At 66.7% G+C, this 20,925-nt stretch carries 15 protein-coding genes; 13 read left to right on the top strand and 2 right to left on the bottom strand.

Features of this window, described 5'->3' with window-relative positions; genetic code table 11:
* Positions 1-60: 60 nt before the first annotated feature.
* The gene (locus tag ACFUTU_RS16570; RefSeq protein WP_377966172.1) at positions 61-1,029 is read right to left on the bottom strand and encodes a DUF389 domain-containing protein; all 969 of its coding nucleotides are present in this window, start codon (positions 1,027-1,029) and stop codon (positions 61-63) included.
* 321 nt (positions 1,030-1,350) lie between these two features.
* Between ACFUTU_RS16570 and ACFUTU_RS16565 the strand changes: the two genes are divergently transcribed.
* The 5 genes from ACFUTU_RS16565 (at position 1,351) to ACFUTU_RS16545 (ending at position 9,051) form a co-directional block, all read left to right on the top strand.
* Positions 1,351-3,336, top strand: a complete 1,986-nt coding sequence (locus ACFUTU_RS16565) for an acyltransferase family protein (RefSeq protein WP_377966178.1) — start codon at positions 1,351-1,353, stop codon at positions 3,334-3,336.
* 238 nt (positions 3,337-3,574) lie between these two features.
* Complete coding sequence (gene guaB, locus ACFUTU_RS16560; RefSeq protein WP_377966170.1) at positions 3,575-5,086, top strand: IMP dehydrogenase; 1,512 nt, start codon at positions 3,575-3,577, stop codon at positions 5,084-5,086.
* A 101-nt stretch (positions 5,087-5,187) separates the two neighbouring features.
* A complete protein-coding gene (locus tag ACFUTU_RS16555) occupies positions 5,188-6,534 on the top strand; it encodes a hypothetical protein (protein ID WP_377966168.1) in 1,347 nt (448 codons plus the stop codon).
* 101 nt (positions 6,535-6,635) lie between these two features.
* On the top strand, positions 6,636-7,046 hold the full coding sequence (locus ACFUTU_RS16550; RefSeq protein ID WP_377966166.1) for a hypothetical protein: 411 nt from the start codon (positions 6,636-6,638) through the stop codon (positions 7,044-7,046).
* Positions 7,047-7,083: 37 nt separating this feature from the next.
* A complete protein-coding gene (locus tag ACFUTU_RS16545) occupies positions 7,084-9,051 on the top strand; it encodes an ABC transporter ATP-binding protein (protein ID WP_377966164.1) in 1,968 nt (655 codons plus the stop codon).
* Here the strand turns inward: ACFUTU_RS16545 and ACFUTU_RS16540 are convergent.
* On the bottom strand, positions 8,941-9,651 hold the full coding sequence (locus ACFUTU_RS16540) for a hypothetical protein (RefSeq protein WP_377966162.1): 711 nt from the start codon (positions 9,649-9,651) through the stop codon (positions 8,941-8,943). The genes ACFUTU_RS16545 and ACFUTU_RS16540 overlap by 111 nt on opposite strands.
* Positions 9,652-9,682: 31 nt before the next feature.
* On the opposite strand from ACFUTU_RS16540, the gene ACFUTU_RS16535 reads away from it, so the two are divergent.
* The 8 genes from ACFUTU_RS16535 to ACFUTU_RS16500 all read left to right on the top strand — a co-directional run bounded on the left by ACFUTU_RS16535 (position 9,683) and on the right by ACFUTU_RS16500 (position 20,876).
* Positions 9,683-10,819, top strand: a complete 1,137-nt coding sequence (locus tag ACFUTU_RS16535) for a GuaB3 family IMP dehydrogenase-related protein (protein ID WP_377966160.1) — start codon at positions 9,683-9,685, stop codon at positions 10,817-10,819.
* 95 nt (positions 10,820-10,914) lie between these two features.
* On the top strand, positions 10,915-12,666 hold the full coding sequence (locus tag ACFUTU_RS16530; RefSeq protein ID WP_377966158.1) for a glycerol-3-phosphate dehydrogenase/oxidase: 1,752 nt from the start codon (positions 10,915-10,917) through the stop codon (positions 12,664-12,666).
* Between the two features lie 47 nt (positions 12,667-12,713).
* The gene (locus tag ACFUTU_RS16525; RefSeq protein ID WP_377966156.1) at positions 12,714-13,202 is read left to right on the top strand and encodes a PTS sugar transporter subunit IIA; all 489 of its coding nucleotides are present in this window, start codon (positions 12,714-12,716) and stop codon (positions 13,200-13,202) included.
* Positions 13,203-13,242: 40 nt separating this feature from the next.
* Positions 13,243-14,076, top strand: coding sequence for an SURF1 family protein (locus ACFUTU_RS16520; protein WP_377966154.1), 834 nt, complete (start codon positions 13,243-13,245; stop codon positions 14,074-14,076).
* Positions 14,073-14,570 (top strand): DUF3817 domain-containing protein, encoded by a 498-nt coding sequence (locus tag ACFUTU_RS16515; RefSeq protein ID WP_377966152.1) that lies wholly within the window; start codon positions 14,073-14,075, stop codon positions 14,568-14,570. Before ACFUTU_RS16520 ends, ACFUTU_RS16515 begins: the two co-directional genes overlap by 4 nt.
* Positions 14,571-14,652: 82 nt before the next feature.
* The gene (guaA, locus tag ACFUTU_RS16510) at positions 14,653-16,242 is read left to right on the top strand and encodes a glutamine-hydrolyzing GMP synthase (protein WP_377966150.1); all 1,590 of its coding nucleotides are present in this window, start codon (positions 14,653-14,655) and stop codon (positions 16,240-16,242) included.
* A 153-nt stretch (positions 16,243-16,395) separates the two neighbouring features.
* Positions 16,396-20,571 carry an AAA family ATPase gene (locus ACFUTU_RS16505; RefSeq protein ID WP_377966148.1) on the top strand — a complete coding sequence of 1,392 codons (4,176 nt, stop codon included), beginning with the start codon at positions 16,396-16,398 and terminating at the stop codon, positions 20,569-20,571.
* Positions 20,571-20,876 (top strand): hypothetical protein, encoded by a 306-nt coding sequence (locus ACFUTU_RS16500; protein WP_377966146.1) that lies wholly within the window; start codon positions 20,571-20,573, stop codon positions 20,874-20,876. The genes ACFUTU_RS16505 and ACFUTU_RS16500 overlap by 1 nt, the downstream gene beginning before the upstream one ends.
* The last annotated feature ends 49 nt before the right edge of the window (positions 20,877-20,925 follow it).

Genomic DNA, 20,925 nt, shown 5'->3' with positions numbered 1-20,925 from the left:
AGCTGACGCTGGCCGGGCCTTCCTGGCGTTTCGCGGCCCCTTGCGGCGGGGCTGCCGGGGCTAGCGCCGGGCGCGAATGGCCTGCAGCCGAAGGCTCTTCGCTGCACCGTCGGACAGCCGCCCGGCAGCCAGGCGGTGGAAGTACAGGACCGCGACGGCGGCCGTCACGATGCCGCCGAGGTTCACCAGCAGCTGCAGCGCAGAACTGGCAGCCTTGCTGAATTCGCCAAGGACCAGGGCAACGGCAACGAAACCAGCCGCGGGCACGGTGGTCACCGAAATAAAGACGCCGATGAGGGCGGCCGAGCGTCCGCTGATCACTGACAGCATCCCGGCAGCGCCGGCCAGGACTGCCACTACCAGCGAGAAGGGGCCCGGGTGGTAAATGAACTCGGCAGCCGAGGCGCGGTCCAGCACGTCCCGCGGGAACAGGCCCGCGGGCAGCGCGAGCCAGGTGATCAGCGCGGTGGTGAGCATCGCCGTCGGAAATCCCAAACCCAGCGCAAGTGCCGCCCGGCCGCCGAGCTTCCAGTTTCCTCGCACCACGGCCACGGCCAGCGCCGCAAGCGGCCCGAATTCGGGTCCCACCGCCATGGCGCCGACGATGGCGATGGTCGAGTCGGTGACGATGCCGATGGCCGCGAGCAGGGTGGCCAGCACAAGGAACGACAGGAAGGTCCAGCTGAGCCGGGACTCCTCGCCGGTCTGCCGCGAGACCTCCTCCCAGATGACCGTGTCCGCGCCTTCCCCCGGCGCGGTCTCCTCGGCTCTGTCAGCCCTGTCGGAGAGGACAAACTCCGGAGCGGACACGGCAATGGACCCGAGACTTTCGATCTTCAGGACATGGAGCTTTTCCAGCACTTCCTCAACCGATTCCCGGGCGACATAAGCCACCACGACATCCCCCTTGGGAAGAACCGACGCGCCGGTGTGCACAGCGACCTCAGCCGTGCCGGCCTGCTGCTGGCAGAGGTCAGCCACCAGGGCCGTCAGTTCGGCAGGGACGCAAATCCGCATCTGCACGATCACCGGACACTCCCATCGCCACGCCGTAACTCCTGTGAGGCAGACTCTACAGTGCCCAAAAACCCCTTGGCATGCCCAAAAACCAGGGTTCTGACGGGCCGAGACGCCAGTCACACCCGGCGCGTTTGATTCGTCTGGAATGTCACGAATCGGTAACATGGGTACTTTGTGCTGCCGTTTGAGGGGTTATCTGTGCCAGAAGCGAGATCGACGGACCCGAAGAGAAGCGTGACGTCCGAGGCGCCGGCGGGAAATTCCGACCTTGGGCAAAACGTCGCGCCGCGGGCTGCACGGCTCAAGGCAAAGCAGGGCTACCGTCCCGAGGTGCAGGGCCTCCGTGCCCTGGCCGTGCTCATGGTTGTCACCTACCACGTGTGGCTGGGCCGTGTTTCCGGCGGCGTGGACATCTTCCTGCTGATCTCGGCGTTCCTGCTGACCCTGTCCTTCGTCCGCAAGGTGGAGAAGGGCACGCCGCTGCGCCTCGTGACCCACTGGCTGCACCTCTTCAAGCGCCTGCTCCCGGCGGCCGTCGTCGTGATCCTGGGCGTGCTGGCCGGAACGTGGCTGGTCCTGCCGCAGAGCCGTTGGCCGGACCTCCTCAATGAGGCCTGGGCGTCCCTTCTCTATGGACAGAACTGGCTGCTGGCCAACACGGCGGTGGATTACTACGCGCAGGACCACTCCGGGGCCAGCCCCCTCCAGCACTTCTGGTCGCTGTCCATCCAGGGCCAGGTCTTTATTCTCTGGCCGCTCATCTTCGCCGGCTCCGCACTGGTGTGGCGGCTCCTGCGGCGCCGCCGGGACGTCAGCTACCGGTCCGTCCTGATGGTTGCCTTCGGCGCCATTTTCATCGCATCGCTGGTGTTCTCGGTCGACCAGACAGCCAGCAACCAGGCCTATGCCTACTTCGACACCCGGACCCGGCTGTGGGAGTTCGCGCTGGGATCGCTGCTTGCGCTGGCGCTGCCTTACCTCAAACCGGGCAAGGCGCTGCGTGTGGTGCTTGGCTGGGCCGGGCTCGCTGCCATGATTTCCTGCGGCCTGCTGCTTACCGTTGACCGCTCCTTCCCGGGCTTCATTGCGCTGTGGCCCACCCTGGCCGCGGCCGCCATCATCGTCGCAGGGCAAAGCGGCAGCCGGTTCGGTGTGGACCGGATCCTGAGCTCCAAACCGCTGGTGGCCCTGGGGGACAACTCCTATGCCCTGTACCTGTGGCACTGGCCCATCCTCGTCCTGTCGCTGGCGGCCACCGGCATTGCGGCGCCCAATCTGTTCCAGGGCCTGGTGATCGTGGGCTGTTCGGTGGTGCTGGCCGTGCTCACCACCCGGTTCGTCGAAAAGCCCCTGCGCGAATGGCACTGGCCGCAGCTGCGGGCCTGGCGCACCGCCGTCGTCATTGTTGCCTGCGGTGCGCTGCTGGCCGGACCGGTTGCGCTGTGGCAGACCAAGCTGACCGCCGAGGAGGCGGCAGCAGCGGCGCAGCCGCGCGAACTCACCCCCGGCGCCGCGGCGCTGGCGCCGGAGAACGCCGGCAAGCCGACCCCGGAGGCCACCGTCATTCCTGCCCCGGCCGCCATGAAGAACGAGTGGGCGGACATCGACGGTCTGTGCACCGACGGCAACGTCCCCAGCGACCCGCTGCTCAATGGATGCCTGCAGAACAGCAAGCCGGACAAGGTCACCAAGCGGATCGTGGTGCTCGGCGATTCCCATGCCCAGCAGTACATGGCCGCGCTCGGCCCCATCGCCAGGGACCACGGCTGGGAGGTGGTCACCCTGCTGAAGGGCAACTGCCGGTTCGGTGCCGAATCCCCGGAACGCGACGCCGACTGCAACGCCTTCAACAAAGCCAGCGCCGCGTACGTCATGGAGCACAAGCCGGACGCGGTGTTCACCGTGGCATCCCTCACGCACAAGGAAGCCCCGTTTGAAACCGAGGTGCCCGGCTACCTCGAAGGCATCAAACAGTTCACCGACGCCGGGATCGACGTTGTGGGGGTCCGGGACAACCCCCGCTTCGCCATCAACATGCCCGAATGCGTGCAGAAGTACGGCACCGACGCACCCGAATGCAACCCGCCGCTGGGCGAATCCCTGGCCGCGAAGTCGCCGCTGGACGCGTACCGGGGCAAGGTGAAGGGGCTGTCCCTGATGGACATGAGCGACTTCATCTGCGCCGGCGGCATCTGCCCGGCCGTGGTGGGCAATGTCTACGTCTACAAGGACGACAACCACCTCACCAAGACCTACGTCCAGTCCATGATTCCGATGTTCGAGAAGCGGCTGCTGGCCGCCACGGGGTGGAAATAGGGGCCCACGCTTGCGAGGTTAGGGAGCGAGCGGGAGTGCCATTGCTCACAATGCCGGCATGGAATATGGGGATGGCCGCCGAGGTTCTAGTATTAATTCAATTCCTCCAGAACCACCTCCTGGCCCCGCTTTAACCAGCACAGGGCCAACCCTGCACAGGCCAGTCCCGTAATGACGGGCTGGTCATCGGCTGCAACCCCTACCCGTGAACCTGCAAAACAAGGTAAGAGGCGCACTCATGACCCAGCCCGAGCACGACCCCTTCGGCTTCATTGGCCTGACGTACGACGACGTCCTGCTGCTTCCCGGCCACACCGACGTGATCCCCTCCGAGGCTGACACGTCCTCCCGTATCTCCAAGCGCATCACCGTCCAGACGCCGCTGCTGTCCGCCGCGATGGACACTGTCACCGAATCCCGGATGGCCATCGCCATGGCACGCCAGGGCGGCCTCGGTGTCGTCCACCGCAACCTCGCGATCGACGACCAGGCCGACCAGGTGGACCGCGTCAAGCGCAGCGAGTCGGGCATGATCACCAACCCGCTCACCATTGGTCCCGAGGCCACGCTGCTGGAACTCGACGAGCTGTGCGCCCGCTACCGCGTCTCCGGCCTCCCCGTGGTCGACGACGGCAACCGGCTCCTCGGCATCGTCACCAACCGCGATACGCGCTTCGTGCCGGAATCCGACTTCCCGATCCGGCTGGTCAGCGACGTCATGACCAAGATGCCGCTGGTCACCGGCCACGTGGGGATCAGCCGTGACGAGGCCTCGCACAAGCTGGCCACCAACAAGATCGAGAAGCTTCCGCTGGTGGATGACCAGGGCCGACTGAAGGGCCTGATCACCACCAAGGACTTCACTAAGGCCGAGCAGTACCCGCTGGCCACCAAGGACGATGAGGGCCGGCTACGTGTCGGTGCCGCCATCGGCTTCTTCGGTGACGGCTGGGAGCGCGCCATGAAGCTGATCGACGCCGGCGTGGACGCCCTCTTCGTTGACACCGCAAACGGCCACTCGCAGGGTGTGCTGGACATGATCCGCCGCCTGAAGTCCGATCCCGTAGCGGCACACGTGGACATCATTGGCGGCCAGGCCGCCACCCGCGAAGGTGCCCAGGCACTAATCGACGCCGGTGCCGACGGCATCAAGGTGGGCGTGGGCCCCGGCTCCATCTGCACCACCCGCGTGGTGGCCGGGGTGGGCGTCCCGCAGATCACCGCCATCTACGAATCGGCGAAGGCCGCCATTCCGGCGGGCGTTCCGCTGATCGCCGACGGCGGCCTCCAGTACTCGGGCGATATCGGCAAGGCGCTGGTTGCCGGGGCCGATACCGTGATGCTGGGCTCCCTGCTGGCCGGCTGTGACGAATCCCCGGGTGAGCTCATCTTCGTCAACGGCAAGCAGTTCAAGAGCTACCGCGGCATGGGCTCCCTCGGCGCCATGCAGTCCCGCGGCAAGAACACGTCCTACTCGAAGGACCGCTATTTCCAGGCCGACGTCTCGGGCGACGACAAGCTCATCCCCGAGGGCATCGAAGGCCGCGTGGCCTACCGCGGTCCGCTGGCCTCGGTGGCATACCAGCTGGTGGGCGGCCTCCGCCAGACCATGTTCTACACCGGAGCGCCGACCGTTGCCGACCTGAAGGCCCGCGGCAAGTTCGTCCGGATCACCCCGGCCGGCCTGAAGGAATCGCACCCGCACGACATCCAGATGACAGTCGAGGCGCCAAACTACGGCTCCCGCTAGGTCCTCCGAAGGCCGGGATGGGCAGTTCTGCCCATCCCGGCCTTTTGTCTACTTAAAGTACAATCGATGGATAAATGGTTGCCGTCCTGGGGGAGAGCTTGTTGAGCGGTTTGCAGGGTGCCGACGTGGCAGAGCTGAGGCAGTTGGCGTCGAAGATGCGTACGGCGGGCCAGAAACTGGAAGGGCAGCGGCACTCGTTCAGTGCTTGTATAGCCGGGACCTCCTGGCCCGGACCGGACGGGGATCGGTTCCGTCAGGACTGGCGAGCTGATCACAGCCGCACGCTGGGGGCGGCGGCCCTCTTCCTCAAGCAGGCCGCCGACGAGCTGGTGCGGCACGCCAACGAGCAGGAGACGGCAAGCGCGGGAAGCGGCGGCTCGCTTGCGGGTGGAGCGCGACCCGGGGTGCAAGCCTCGGTGCCGGGCCCGGGTGACGTTATGGGAAAGTCTGCTGCCGAGGTCCGCACCTGGTGGCTGGGCCTCACCGCTTCCCAGCAGCGGGCCTTCGTCCAGAAGTACCCCACCGTGGCGGGCAACACCAACGGCATACCGTTCGCAGCGCGGATCGAAGCGAATCGTGCCAACGCCCAGAGCAGGATCGACTGGCTGAAGAACCACGACCCGGAGCCACGGTTCAACCCGCTCCTCATGGACATTAGTTACCCGGCCCGGTACGCGAAAGAGCACGAGGCGTGGCAAGTTCGCCAGGAGAAGGGGCTGGAATACTTCCAGCAGGTGGTCGCGGGCGAGGTGCAGCTTGCGGCCTATGATCCCGCAGCCAATTCCATCGTGGAACTCATCGGAAATTTTGACGAAGAGACGTCCACGGTGCTCACCTACGTTCCCGGTACGCTGACCAACGAAGCGTCGTTCTACAGCGGGGGTGGGGCACAGGACATGGCCAAATACCTGGTCAGCAACACCGGTAGCACCGCAGCCTTTGTGTACAAAGGCACCGAGTTCCCCGACGGCGGCCCGGAGGCCTTCCTCGTGGAGGCCAGAGAGGAATATTTTGTTGATGCCACGGCGCCGGTGTTGAGGGATTTCCAGGCTGCAGTTGACGTCGAGAAGCCTGACGATGCACAGACCGTCGGCATTGGCCACAGCTGGGGCGCACGCAACCTCACCGGCTCGGAGGCTGCGGGGGCACACTATGACAAGGTCCTCGCTTTGTCAGGCGCGGCCATTCCGACCGGCTGGACCCCGGATCCCCACACGGAATACTTCGCTTACTCTTACCCCGACCTCCTGCTTTCAGCGGAACTCGCTGGTGCCGTAGGTGCCAACTACCCCATGAAGGAACCAGCTTTCGATAAGTACTTTTATGCGCCTCCCGGCGGAGTGGAATGGGGAGACATGGTCAGCATGGAAAACCACAGCCTAATCACCAGCATCGGGCCGGAGAACGAAATGGCGATGCGGGACATCAGGAAGGAAATCAGTCGGTGATGGGCCATCGGAAGAGCCGTGCGGCATGGCCGCAGGCCGCGGCAGCGGTCACTCTGGCCTTGGGCCTTTCATCGTGCGGAGCAGCAGGAGCAAGCAAGCAGATGCCAAACATCACGCTAGAAGAAGCAAAAACGAAAGTTCTAGCCCTCCAGCATCAGATCGTTGAGAAGGTTCCCAAGGACCTGGTGATTTCCGTCTTCGAAAGCGATACCTCAAGCCTCATGTCTTGCGGGGGCGACCGGAAGAAGTGGATCGGAACCGGGCAGGTTGATCTTCAGCCTGGGCTGGACCGCGACAAATTCCTCGACGACGTCCGGGACAGTGTGTCCGGTCAGGCGGGCTGGAAAGCCGGCGACAGCACGGACAAGGACGGAGCGCGTATCGTGGACCTGCTCCACGACGACGGTACGCACCTGATCGTGGGCATCTGGGACGGGCCGGAGAGCCTGCAGATAGACAGCTTCAGCGCCTGCTTCGACTTCCCGGAATACCAGTACGGTGAAGAGTACTGACGGCTATCACACCGGCCTGCCGGACTAGGCTGGAGCCATGTCCCAACCACGCCATCCCGCCGAACTGAACCCGAAAAGGGAACCCCAGCGGCGGCTGGCACTGAAGCCCTATGCCCGGGCCGTCGCCCAGGTCCTGCGCGTCAGTTTCCGCGCGTCGCCAGGTGCCGTGCTTATGAAGGTCGCAGGTTCGCTGATTTCGGCGGTGCTGCCGCTGGTCACCACGTACTTCGCCGGCCTGACCACCACCGCGCTGGCGGCCGCGTACAGCGGGGACGCCGGCGCCGGGCAGCAGGCCATCGTCTACGTCATCATCACCGCCGCGCTGGGGCTGTTCTGGGGTGCGTTCGGCAGCGTGGACCGCTACATCCAGCAGGTCATGAGCTTCCGGGTGGGAGCCATCGTGGGCGACCTGATGTACGAGCGCTTCCTTGCGCTGGACTTCTGGCGCTACGACGACAAGGAAACCGTCGACCTTTACGACCGCGCCAAGCGGTTCTCCGACTCCTACGCCAGGGTCCTGGACCGGATCGCGGCCATCTTCACGCAGCTGGTGTCGGTGGTCCTGGCCATCGGCGCGCTGCTGCTCGTGAGCTGGTGGATTGCCGTGATCGTGCTGGTCGCGATCGTCCCCAGCGTCTACCTGCAGTTCAAGCTGTCCCGCGAGCAGATCGCGCACTGGAACACCCAGGTGGATTCACGGCGGCAGCGGCGGATGATCGAGACCAACCTGCTCCGACCGCAGCACATCGCCGAGATGCGCCTGTACGGGATTGTCCGGTACCTCATGGACTTCCGCTCCCGGCTTCGGGACGCCGACGAGAAGCGCAGGCTGGATTTCCAGAAGCGGTACATCCCCAAGCAGCTCGCCGCCGACGCCGTGCAATACGCCGCGGAAGTGGTCTCGCTCATCTGGGTGGTCGGCCAGATCATCGCCCGCGCCCAGCCCGTGGGGCAGTTCCTCTACGTCCAGCAGATCGTCAGCAGGGCGCTGTCCACAGCGAACGGCCTGGTCTCCTCGCTCAGCTCCATCGACGAGGACCTTGCCAACCTCAAGGACTACGAGCTGTTCATGGCCTTGCCGGTCCACTCGAGCCACGCGCCGCCGCTGCTGGAGGCCCCAAAAACCGTGGAGCTAAAAGACATCCGCTTCACGTACACGGGCAGCGATCTCGAGGTCATTAAGGGCATCTCCATGACCATCCACGCAGGCCAGCACATCGCCATCGTGGGGGAAAACGGAGCCGGCAAGTCCACCCTGATCCGCATCCTGGCCGGGCTCTACAGGCCGGATTCCGGCCAAGTGATGCTCGACGGCATCGATCTCGCCGCCGTCGACGTCACCTCCTGGCACCGCCACCTGGCGGTGCTGAGCCAGGAATTCCTCAAATACGAATTTGCCACCGCAGCCGAAAACATCCTCTTCGGCGACGTCGATTCGCCACGCGACGACGGGCGTATCGGCCGCGCGGCCGCTGATGCCGAGGCCTTGGACTTCATCAACAAATTGCCCAACGGCCTGGACAACCATGTCAGCAACTGGATGGAGGATCCGCGCGGCCGCAAGGGGAGCGGACTGAGCGGCGGGCAGTGGCAGCGGCTCGCCATGGCGCGGAACTTCTACCGCAACGCTTCCTTCATGGTCATGGACGAGCCCACCTCGGCCATCGACGCGCTTGCCGAGCACCGGATCTTCACCCGGTTGTTCGCCGAGCGCAGCAGCACCATCATTGCCATCAGTCACCGCCTCGCAACGATCGAGAAGGCGGACATCGTGTACATGCTGGAGGACGGCCGGATCGTGGAGCAGGGCACGCACCGGGAACTGGTGGCCCTGCGCGGCCGGTACTTCCGGATGTTCGAATCCCAGCTCAGCGTCCCCACCAGCCCCCTAACCTCACAAGTTCGGCCAGGGAACCCTCCCCACCAGCCCCCTAACCTCGCAAGCTCGGCCAGGGAACCCCGCTGGCGTGGGCCCGGCGTGGGCCCGGAAGCCGGCGGGATCTAGCTTCCCACCACCGTGGTCCGGACCCGGGCCAGGCTGGGCCGGCGGAACACTGCTGAACCCGAATGTCACCGGCGGGCTGATCGGGGACAGGGGGCCGGCGTCGATGCCTTCCCAGGTGACGACGGCGGAGCTGACATGATGCAGGTCGCTCACCCCGTAATACTCAAGTCGGCCGTTGCCCGCCGTGCCGAACGTCCGGGTTCCGGTGCCGGCTGCAGCCACGAGCGGACTCACTGCGGCCAGCCAGCGCGTGTGCACGGCAATCGGCCGGGGCACCGTCCGCAGCAGCGCGCCCAGCAAGGCCCGGCCGCCGATGCCTGCCCGGACCACGAGGGGACCGGCGTCGACGCTTAGCGACTGGCCGGCCAGCACGGCGGACACGTCCAACACGCGGACCTCCTCGAAGCGGTAGGTGGCGGCAATGAACTCAGCCACCTCCTCTGTCGGAGCCAGCAGCACGCGCCGCCCCGGCGGCAGTTGCACCATCGCGTCCGCAAACGGACCGAAGGGCGACTCCTGCCAGATCCCCACCACCACGCGCAGGCCGGAACCCGATCCGATCCCTGCTATGTGGCCGTCGAAGACCCACCGGCTGCCCATTCGGCCACTCTAGCTGGGATAACCTAGAGCAGTGACTTACGAGATTGAGATTGGCCGTGGCAAGCGTGGGCGTCGTGCCTACTCCCTGGACGACATTGCGATCGTCCCCAACCGTCGCACCCGTGACCCCAAGGACGTCTCCGTCTCGTGGCAGATCGATGCCTACAAGTTCGACATGCCGGTCATCGCAGCACCCATGGACTCCGCAATGTCCCCGGCAACGGCCATTGCGCTCGGCAAGCTCGGCGGCCTGGGCGTCCTGGACCTCGAGGGCCTCTGGACCCGGTATGAGGACCCGCAGCCCGTGCTGGACGAGATCGGTGCGCTCGCGGACGAAACCAACAGCCCGGCCGTCACCCGGCGGATGCAGGACCTCTACCAGGCACCCATCCAGCCCGAACTGATCACGTCCCGCCTGGCCGAAATCCGAGCCGCCGGCATCACCGTGGCCGGGGCCCTGACCCCGCAGCGCACCCAGGAGCACTACAAGACCGTGGTGGCTGCCGGCGTCGACATCTTCGTGATCCGCGGAACCACGGTTTCCGCCGAGCACGTCTCCAAGGACCACGAACCGCTGAACCTCAAGCAGTTCATCTACGAACTCGACGTCCCCGTCATCGTGGGAGGCGCCGCCGGCTACACCCCGGCCCTGCACCTCATGCGCACCGGCGCGGCCGGCGTCCTGGTCGGCTTCGGCGGCGGTGCCACCACCACCACGCGCCGGGCGCTGGGCATCCACTCGCCCATGGCCTCGGCCATCTCCGACGTCGCGGCCGCCCGCCGGGACTACATGGACGAGTCCGGCGGACGCTACGTCCACGTGATCGCCGACGGCGGCATGGGCTCCTCGGGTGACATCGTCAAGGCCATCGCCATGGGTGCCGACGCCGTCATGCTCGGCACTGCCCTGGCCCGCGCTGAGGAGGCCCCCGGGAAGGGCTGGCACTGGGGCCAGGAGGCACACCACACAGAGCTGCCGCGCGGCGACAGGGTCAACATCGGAACCGTCGGTCCGCTGGAAGAGGTGCTCTTCGGGCCGGGCCACCACACCAACGGGACCTCCAACCTGATCGGTGCCCTCCGCCGCTCCATGGCCACCACCGGCTACTCGGACCTGAAGGAGTTCCAGCGGGTCGACGTCGTGGTTTCGCCCTACGCCGAAAACTGATCCGGCCGCGGGCAACACAGCCCGCGCCCTGCCCATCGGCAGAGGTACGAAGTACTCTGGTGAACTACAACGTTCGATGAGGATGGAGGCCTGTCATGACCGGTTTCGGTGAACGTCCGGCGGCTGCCAGCGGTGCCCTGGGGCCCGAGGCGCGGGAGGCCGCGCTGGCCGCTTTGAAGGCATCGGCGGAGCCCGGCAAGGAACTGGACATCCTCATCGTCGGCGGCGGCATCGTCGGTGCCGGTGTGGCCCTCGACGCTGTGACCCGCGGCCTGAACGTCGGCATTGTGGAAGCCAGCGACTGGGCCGCCGGGACGTCATCGCGGTCCTCCAAGCTCATCCACGGCGGCCTCCGTTACCTGGAAATGCTCGACTTCGCACTCGTGAAGGAGGCGCTGCAGGAACGGGGGCTGCTGCTTTCGGAGCTGGCGCCGCACCTGGCCCGGCCGGTGCCGTTCCTGTACCCGCTGACCAAACACTTCGTCGAGCGCCCGTATATCGGTGCCGGCATTGCGCTGTACGACGCCATGTCCATCTCCGGCGGGCACAAGCGCGGCGTGCCGTTCCACAAGCACCTTTCCCGGCGGGGCACCCTGCGTGCCGCCCCGAGCCTGAAAGACGATGCCTTCGTCGGCTCGATCCGCTACTACGACGGCCAGGTGGACGACGCCAAGTACGTGGCCAACCTGGTCCGGACCGCCGCCTACTACGGGGCGCATGCAGTCAATCAGACGGCCGTCGTCGACTTCCTGCGCGAAGGCGAGCGCGTGGTGGGTGCCAAGGTGGTCAACCGCGAGGACGGGTCCAGCTTCAACATCCGGGCCAAGCAGGTCATCAACGCCACCGGCGTGTGGACCGACGAAACCCAGGCCATGGTCACCGAGCGCGGCCAGCTGAAGGTGCGGGCCTCCAAGGGCATCCACCTGGTGGTGCCGCGGGACCGCTTCCAGTCAACGGTGGGCCTTATCCTGCGGACCGAGAAGTCTGTGCTGTTTGTCATCCCGTGGGGGCGGCACTGGATCATCGGCACCACGGACACCGACTGGCACCTGGACAAGGCCCACCCCGCGGCGTCCAGCAAGGACATCGACTACCTCCTGGAGCACGTCAACAAGGTCCTGAAACGGCCCCTGACCCGGGAAGACGTGGAGGGTGTCTATGCCGGGCTGCGGCCGCTGCTGGCGGGTGAAAGCGACTCCACCGCAAAGCTCTCCCGCGAGCACATCGTGGCGCACCCGGTGCCCGGCCTGGTGGTGGTGGCCGGCGGAAAATGGACCACCTACCGGGTCATGGCCAAGGACGCCGTGGACGAGGCCGTCCGCAGCATGGACGAGCGCGTGCCCGCGAGCTGCACCGAGACCATCCCGCTCCTTGGAGCCAGCGGGTTCAAAGCCGCCTGGAACCGCCGCAACCGGACGGCCGAGGACTACGGGGTGCACGTGGCACGCGTGGAGCACCTGCTGAACCGCTACGGCTCCATGGCGACGGAGGTGTTGGCCCTCATCAAAGACCGGCCCGAACTGGCCGAGCCGCTGCCCGGTGCGGACGACTACCTGCAGGCCGAGGCGGTCTACGCGGCCACCCATGAGGGCGCCCGGCACGTGCATGACGTCCTGACCCGCCGCACACGGATCTCCATCGAGGCATGGGACCGCGGTGTGTCGGCCGTCCCGGTAGTCGCTAAGCTTATGGGAGAAATTCTTGGCTGGAGCGACGCGCAGCGGGAAAGCGAAATCAAGCATTACCTGGCGCGGGTGAAGGCCGAACGGCTGAGCCAGCAGCAGCCCGACGACGAATCGGCGGATGCTGCCCGGCTGGGCGCGGAGGACATCGTCCCGCTGCGCTGAGGCCGCAACCCGCCGGACAGGCCCCGGCCGCACTGAAGGGACACCACTTGGCGGAACCACTGGACCGTTACGACGCGGAACTCACCACACCGGACCTGGTGATCCTCGAAATGGAAGCCGAGGACAAGGTGGATGCGGCCAGCCAGCTGGCCCGCAAACTGTTCGACGCCGGCCGCGTCTCGGACCTCGAGGGCTTCCTGAAGCACGTCAACGCCCGGGAGCACCAGCTCGCCACCGGCCTGCCCGGGGGAGTGGGACTGCCGCACGCCCGCAGCGAGTTCGTCTCCGAGACCTCCATCGCCGTCGGGATCACCAAATACGGCAAGGCCCTCGACTTCGGCGCCGCCGACGGCCCTGCCACGGTGGTCCTGCTCATCGCGACACCGGCGAGTTCCTTCTCCGACCACCTTGAGGTACTGGCGACCCTGGCGCGGTCCCTGTCCAAGGAGTCGTTCCGGGAATCGCTGCGCCGGGCCTACGACGCGGAGGTCATCGCCGAACTCATCAACTCAAGCCTGGTCTTCTTCGACCACTAGCGGTTCGTTGTTCTACACGAGGACGAAGTAACGTTAAGGGGTGTGGAAAACAGCCCTCCAGCCCCGGTGGATCGCAGGCCTGGTCTTTGCGATCGCCGTTTCAGGCGTCTTCGTGCTCCTGAGCCAGTGGCAGTTCGGCCGTTCCACGCAGCCCGAAGTGCCGGTTAATCCCGCCACGGAACAGGTCAAGTCTCTGACCGAAACCCTGCAGCCCGGTGACTTCTTTCGGGCGTCGGCGGCAGACCAGATGGTGACCGCATCCGGCAGCTACGATCCCGCCAGGCAGGTCCTGGTACCGGGGCGCCTCAAGGACGGCAAGACCGGATACTGGGTGGTCACCGCCTTCGCTGTGACGGACGCCCCCGTACTCAAGGGCGTCGCGGCCTCACCCAAAACCTACATACCGGTGGCCCGCGGCTGGATCGCCGAACCGGCGGACGCCGGCGCCCCGCCGTCGGGCATCATCCGGCTGACCGGACGGCTGCTGCCGTCCGAGGCCCCGGTGCCCAATACCGCCCCCGAACCCGGCCGGGCGACGGCCGTCTCCGTCGCCGAGCTCATCAACGCCTGGAACGTCAGCAGCTACCCCGCCTTCGTTTCCGCCACGGCGGAAAAAGCGGGTACGGCCGACGTCGGTGCTGCCGCCGGCAGCGGCCTCGAGCCGCTCAGCATCGCCGCCCAGCCCCCGGCCGCGAAGGTCAACTGGCTGAACCTGTTCTACTCCGTGGAGTGGATTGTGTTCGCCGGCTTTGCCCTGTTCATCTGGTGGCGGCTGGTCAAGGACGACTACCGCCGGAGCCTCGAGGACGCCGAGGACCACGACGGACCGGAACATCCCCAACACAATGAGATCCAACAAAAGGTACAGCCATGATCGAACCCAAGCCGGCCATCCAGCCCTCCAACCCGACCGGGGCGAAGAAGCGACGCTTTGGCGGCACGGAGGCCCAGATCCGCTCCGCCCTGAAGTTCTACAAGGTCATGGCCTACCTCACGGGTGCCATGCTGCTGTTGCTGTGCGCTGAGCTCGTTGCCCGCTACGGCTTCGGCCAGTACCTCTTCGCGGGCGGAACGGACGCCCTGACCGGCCAGCCGTTCGGCTTTGGCTTCGCCCAGGCGGAACCGAAGGGCGTGCTCGGCGGATTCAACGTCTCCGTCACCGTGCTGATCGTCCACGGCTGGATGTACGTGGTGTACCTGATGTCCAACTTCCGGCTGTGGACGCTGATGCGCTGGCCGTTCGCCAAGATGATCCTGCTGGCACTCGGCGGCGTCGTGCCGCTGCTGTCCTTCATCGTGGAGAAAAAGTTCCACGCCGAGGTGGAAGCTGAGCTCGCCGCCAACCCGCAGGCAGCCAGCCGCTACTGACCGGCTGCCTCTCGGCGTTCCGTGCGTCACAGCGGGCCCGCTCAAGATGCGTCGGGGCAAGCGCGCCAAGTAGGCTAGTACGGTGACTACTCCCACTGCATCCCAAACTTCCCAGAAGCCGGTGCTGGTAGTTGACTACGGTGCCCAGTACGCGCAGCTGATTGCCCGCCGCGTTCGGGAAGCGAATGTGTATTCGGAAGTGGTTCCGCATACCTACAGCACTGAGCAGCTCCTGGCCAAGAACCCAGCCGCCATCATCCTCTCCGGCGGCCCCGCCAGCGTCTACGCCGACGGTGCTCCGAGCGTCGGTGCCGACCTTTTCGAGGCCGGTGTCCCGGTCTTCGGCATCTGCTATGGCTTCCAGGCCATGGCCAACGCCCTCGGCGGCAAGGTGGACAAGACCGGCCTGCGGGAGTACGGCTCCACCCAGACCACCATTCTCGGTGAAGGCCGTTCCGTCCTCGAAGGAATGCCGCAGCACCAGAACACCTGGATGAGCCACGGCGACTCCGTCCATGAAGCACCCGAGGGCTTCGAGGTGCTGGCCACCACGGCCGGCGCTGAAGTTGCTGCCTTTGCCAACGAGGAAAAGTGCCTCTACGGCGTGCAGTGGCACCCCGAGGTCAAGCACTCGGCCTACGGCCAGCAGGTGCTGGAAAACTTCCTGTTCAAGGGCGCCAAGCTGGAACAGAACTGGACCACGGGCAACATCCTCGAGGAGCAGGTGGAGCGCATCCGCCAGCAGATCGGCGACGCCCGCGTCATCTGCGGCCTCTCCGGCGGCGTGGATTCAGCCGTCGCCGCGGCTCTCGTCCAGCGCGCCGTGGGCGACCAGCTGACCTGTGTCTTCGTTGACCACGGGCTGCTGCGCGAAGGCGAGGCCGAGCAGGTGGAGCGCGACTTTGTAGCCGCCACCGGCGTGAACCTCTACGTGGCCAACGAGCAGGAGCGGTTCCAGGCGGCGCTGGCAGGTGTCAGCGACCCCGAGACCAAGCGAAAGATCATCGGCCGCGAATTCATCCGTGCCTTCGAAGAGGCCGAGCGCGCCATCATTGCCGACGCCGCGGCCCACGGCGAAAAGATCAAGTTCCTCGTCCAGGGCACGCTGTACCCGGACGTCGTCGAATCCGGCGGCGGCGAGGGTGCAGCCAACATCAAGAGCCACCACAACGTGGGCGGGCTGCCGGAAGACCTGCAGTTCGAGCTCGTCGAGCCGCTGCGGGCCCTGTTCAAGGATGAGGTGCGTGCCGTGGGCGCCCAGCTCGGCCTGCCCCAGGAGATCGTCGGCCGCCAGCCGTTCCCCGGCCCCGGCCTGGGAATCCGGATCGTCGGTGAAGTCACCAAGGAACGCCTGGACCTGCTGCGCAAGGCCGACGCGATCGCCCGCGCCGAGCTGACAGCCGCCGGACTCGACAACGACGTCTGGCAGATGCCGGTGGTGCTCCTGGCGGACGTCCGCAGCGTCGGTGTCCAGGGCGACGGCCGTACCTACGGCCACCCGATCGTGCTGCGCCCCGTTTCCTCCGAGGATGCCATGACGGCTGACTGGTCGCGGCTTCCCTACGACCTGCTGGCCCGGATCTCTAACCGGATCACCAACGAGGTGGACGGCGTCAACCGCGTTGTGCTCGACGTCACGAGCAAGCCGCCGGGAACCATCGAGTGGGAATAGCGTTGTAAAAGTGGCCGGCCTCCGCAGGGAGGCCGGCCATTTTGCATTCCCGGCCCCCGGAGGCGGGTGCGCGGCTGCGAAATGCGCCGCAACTTGGGCACGTCCAGTGTTGCGGTCTCTCAACCGCGGCGGTTTCCGGCTACGCTCGAAACTATGCCCGTATGGTCCAAGGCGTCACGTGCAAGCGCAGAAAAGAAGGCAGTAGTGTCAGTAGGTCAGCTCGACTCCGAGGGTTCGGAGGAGCTCAGGAAGTGGCTGTCCGGGCTCAAGCCCGTAACCGGGGCAGACACCATGCTGCGCTTCACCAAGACGCCCGAGGGTTCCATCGACCTCACCCACGCGCATCCGTCCGGCCTCGCGCAGCTCATGGCAGGACGCCGCACCCGGCTCTCCACGCTGATCCGCGACCAGCAGCAGTACGTCGTGGCCGCAAGGGCCTGCCGCAACCTGCGCTCCAAGATCTTCGAACTGGCCAATGACCGCGGCATCGAGGCCGGATACTTGTCGGCGGGCACGGTGGTGTGGACGTCTGCCGTCGGGGGCAAGCCGCAGCGGGTCTCGGCGCCGGTGATGCTGACTGCCATGTCGCTCACCATCCGCCCCGGCGAAGACGACTACGAACTGCAGCTTACGGAGCAGGCACACATCAATCCCGCCCTGATCCGTCACCTGAAGACGATCCACGGGATAGTGTTCGACGTCAACGCCGTGACCCGTATGGCGTACAGCACGGCGCGGTTCGACCCCCTGCCCGTGCTGGACCGTATCAGCACCTTGGTCAAGCCCATCCACGGCGCCGAAGTGGAGCACAACCTGCTGGTCTCCACCTTCGCGGACCTGTCCGGGAACCTCGACGATCCGTGGATCAACGGACAGAACGCGCTGGTGGCCTCGCTGGCCAAGGCTGCCTCCGGCGAGGTCATAGACGTTCCGGACCTCGAATCCGGACGCTTTCCCAGCGTGGACGAGCGGGACCCTGCCGAGGAACTGCTCCTCCTGGACGCCGATGCCGACCAGCAGTACGTGATTGACGCCGTCCGTGCAGGTGACTCGCTGGTGGTGAGCAGCCCGCCCGGGACCGGCCAGACACAGACTGCGATCAACACGATCGGCGCGCTCGTGGACGAAGGCAAGACCGTCCTGGTGGTTGGGGACCGGCGTGCCAGCCTCAACGAAGTGGCCGGACGCCTGGAGAACCTGGGGCTGGAGTCCATCCTTTTCCAGCTGTCCGGAAATGCGACACCGCAGCAGCTCAAGGGCCAGCTGGTGCGCGCGATCGTGCGGAACGAGAAGGCCCAGGAACCGCAGCTCGGCAGCCTGCACAAGACCCTCACCGAGCACCGCCACGCCCTCCTGGACCACGTGGCGTCGCTGCACAACGTGCGGCAGCGGTGGGGCTGCTCGCCGTACCAGGCCATGCAGTCGCTCGCGGAACTGACGTCCATCCAGCCCGCGCCGGCTACCACCGTCCGCCTCAAGCGCAGCGTCCTGGACAACATCCGGGACCGCGAGGAGCTGGCCGGACGGCTGAAGCGGGCCGCTGAACTCGGCGCGTTCAGCAGGGCTTCAACCACCAGCCCCTGGCACGGTGCACGCCTGGTGACCCGCAAGGAAACCGAGGAGGCCCAGGAACTGGCGCGTTCGGTGGCGAAGAAGCTGCCGCAGTTGCAGGAGCGGATGAAGGACGTGGCCAGCCACGCTGAAATCCGCCTGGGGAGCACCTTCGCCGAATGGGGATCCCAGCTCAAGCTCCTCGTGGCCGTCCGCGAAAGCCTGGACAAGTTCACCCCGGATATTTTCGACCGGCCCGTCACTGACCTGATCTCCGCGACGGCGTCCTCGTCCTGGCGGCGGGAACGCGGCGTCGAGATGGCCTCCATGCAGCGCTCCCGCCTGCGCCGGGTAGCCAAGGAGTACGTCCGTCCGGGTGTCCACATTGCCGACCTTCACAGTTCGCTGGTGCTGGTGCAGGAGCAGCGTGCCCAGTGGGCGGGCTACGCCACCACGCAGCGTCATCCGGCCGTGCCCTCCGGCCTGGCCGAGATCAGTATCATGCACCGCGGCCTGACCCGCGAGATGAAGATGCTGGGCGATGCCCTGCGCCACACGGCAGCCGGCGGTTCGCTCGAGAACATTCCCTACCCGGAGCTCATGGAGCGGCTGGAACGCCTGGTCGCGGATACGCAGACGCTGCAGACCCTGCCCGAACGCACGCTGCTCATTGAGAACATGCGCGAGCATGGGCTGGGGGAGCTGCTGGCAGACCTCTCGGAACGAGAGGTCGGGGCCGACTCCGTCGCTGCCGAACTGGATCTGGCCTGGTGGCAGTCGGCACTCGAAGCGATGATCAGCGGTGACGACTACCTGGCCATGTCCGACGGGGACGCGCTGCGCCAGCTGGAGGCCGAGTACCGCCTCGCGGACAACGCCCACATCGCCAGCGGCGCAGGCCGGCTGCGGTGGAAACTGGCAGAACGCTGGCGCGCGGGCATCGAGGAGCATGCCCGCCAGGCGGATCTGCTTCGGAGCCTGCTCAAGGACGGGCGGGTCACGCTGGCTGCGCTGACGGCCCAGGCGCCCGGGCTGGTTCCCATGCTGGTGCCAGTCTGGTCGGTCAGTCCCTACCTCATGACCGGGCTCCTTCCCGCCGAGCAAAAGTTCGACGCCGTCGTGATCCTCGACGCCGAGGCGACGTCGCTGCAGGCTGTCCTGCCCGCCGTCGCCCGCGCCCGGCAGGTGATCGCCTTCGGTGACGACAAGATCGCCAGCCCCCGCACCTTCACCGTCGCGGTGGAGCGGCTCGCCGCCGGTGAGCAGTCGCACCACAGCGTTGAGAGTGCCTTCACCGCGCTTTCGGCCGTGCTGCCCACGGCGCCGCTGCGGTCCGTCTACCGTGCGGTGGACGAGGACCTGGTGCTGCAGCTGAGCAAGAACTTTTACGACGGCGGCCTCCGCCGCCTGCCCGAGGGCCAGTCGGCCACCGGGCTGGACCGTGCGCTGACGGTGGAATACCTGCCCGACGGCACGGGCCTACCCAGCGCAGACCACGAGGGCGTTGAATCCGTGGTGGCCGAGGTCAACCGCGTGGTTGATCTCGTCTTCGAACACGCCAGGGTGCGGCCCCGGACGTCGCTGGCGGTGGTGACCGCCAGCCTCCGGCACGCGGCACGGATCGGCGAGTCGATCCGGCTGCAGCTGCCCAACCATCCTTCGCTCTCCGGGTTCTTCACGGCAGGAGAAGAATCCTTCCGCGTTGTTGACCTGGAACGCGCCCAGGGGCTGGTCCGTGACCGGGTGATTTTCTCGCCCGGCTACGGGCGGACGCCGCATGGCCGGGCACTGCACAGCTTCGGCCCGCTGTCAGCCGAGGGCGGCCGGGCCAAGTTCGCCCTGGCCATGACCCGGGCACGGCAGTCGCTGCACGTCCTGACATGCTTCAAGCCGGAGGACCTCGACCGGACCCGGCTGGCCCACGGTGCCGTTGACCTCTACGAACTCCTGGACCGTGAGATCTCCGGCAACACCGACCTGGGAACCCCCGCGTCCAGAGCTGCTGCGAGTGAACAGGCACTGGGGGCTGATCCGCTGGTTGCCGACCTGGGCGACCGTCTCCGCGCCCGCGGGGCCCGCGTCTGGCACCAGTACGACGGCGCCATCGACGTGGTGGCCGCAGCTGATCCGCTGAGCACCATGGGCCAGGACGACGCCGACATACCCCGGCCGGTGGCCATCGAGTCCGATGGCACCGAGCAATACCGGCAGATGACGGTCCGGGAACGAAGCCGGCTGCGTCCCCAGTTGCTGGAACGTCTAGGCTGGCGGTACATGCCGCTGTGGACCATTGAGGTCTTCACTGACCCTTCCGCCTGCGCCGACAGGATCGGCGGGTATCTCGGGCTGGAGAAGCCCGCGCCTCCGCTGCGCTCCCTCGGGACGTCAGGGTTCTTCCTGGATGAGGACGTCAGCACCCTGGCGGTGGACGACTTCGAGGCTGGGGCTGATAGCCGGCCCGGACAGGGTGACAGGTACGGCCAGGCTCCGGACGACGGTTTTGGGGACGAACAGGGCGCTGACGCGGACGGGGATCCAGGTGATCGTGAAACGGGCGACGGCCACGCTGCCGATGCGGCCCGCACCGGTGCGCACCCGGCCGAGGCTGACGCGACTGACACGGCCCCGGCTGGGCGTAGAGCAGCTGACCGGGAAGACGACGGCGCCGGCCAGCCCGCCAAGGCAGCCGGCGACGATGCAGACGCCTCTGTGGACGCTGCCGGGAATGAGGCTGCCGGCAGTGCGCAGCCGGCAGGTGAACGGACGGAGGGTCTGTAATGGCATCCGATGACGTGAATCCGAACGGGACGCCCGCCCCGCCTGCGGGGGAGAAGCTCGCCGGTGCTGCCGCAAAAGCCGGCGCTGCCGCCGAAAGCAGTGGAGGGAAACCTGCCGAAGCGAAGCCGGTGACACCCGTGGAGCCGGAGGCACCCGTGAAACCGGTGAAGCCGGTGAAGCAGCAGCGCGGCGGGGTGGTACCGAAGAAAGCGGCCGAGGACGATCCGCGCACGTGGGGCGACTCCGAATCCGACAACGACCACGACGCATGGCTGAAGGAGCAGAAGCCTCCGCACTGGGGCTGATTTGCCGCACGGGTGCTGATGGGGGCACCGGGGCAGACTGGGGCGCTGG

It is taken from the genome of Arthrobacter sp. NPDC057388, assembly GCF_042668165.1.
GTDB lineage: Bacteria > Actinomycetota > Actinomycetes > Actinomycetales > Micrococcaceae > Arthrobacter.
Note: the sequence above shows the minus strand (reverse complement) of the source record. Positions and strands in the feature narration are given on the sequence as shown.

Bases quoted from the DNA above. Each gene is read 5' to 3' on its own strand.
- guaB (WP_377966170.1), top strand. From the start codon at position 3,575: ATGACCCAGCCCGAGCACGACCCCTTCGGCTTCATTGGCCTGACGTAC.
- ACFUTU_RS16550 (WP_377966166.1), top strand. From the start codon at position 6,636: ATGCCAAACATCACGCTAGAAGAAGCAAAAACGAAAGTTCTAGCCCTC.
- ACFUTU_RS16545 (WP_377966164.1), top strand. From the start codon at position 7,084: ATGTCCCAACCACGCCATCCCGCCGAACTGAACCCGAAAAGGGAACCC.
- ACFUTU_RS16540 (WP_377966162.1), bottom strand. From the start codon at position 9,651: ATGGGCAGCCGGTGGGTCTTCGACGGCCACATAGCAGGGATCGGATCG.
- ACFUTU_RS16530 (WP_377966158.1), top strand. From the start codon at position 10,915: ATGACCGGTTTCGGTGAACGTCCGGCGGCTGCCAGCGGTGCCCTGGGG.
- ACFUTU_RS16515 (WP_377966152.1), top strand. From the start codon at position 14,073: ATGATCGAACCCAAGCCGGCCATCCAGCCCTCCAACCCGACCGGGGCG.
- ACFUTU_RS16505 (WP_377966148.1), top strand. From the start codon at position 16,396: ATGCCCGTATGGTCCAAGGCGTCACGTGCAAGCGCAGAAAAGAAGGCA.
- ACFUTU_RS16500 (WP_377966146.1), top strand. From the start codon at position 20,571: ATGGCATCCGATGACGTGAATCCGAACGGGACGCCCGCCCCGCCTGCG.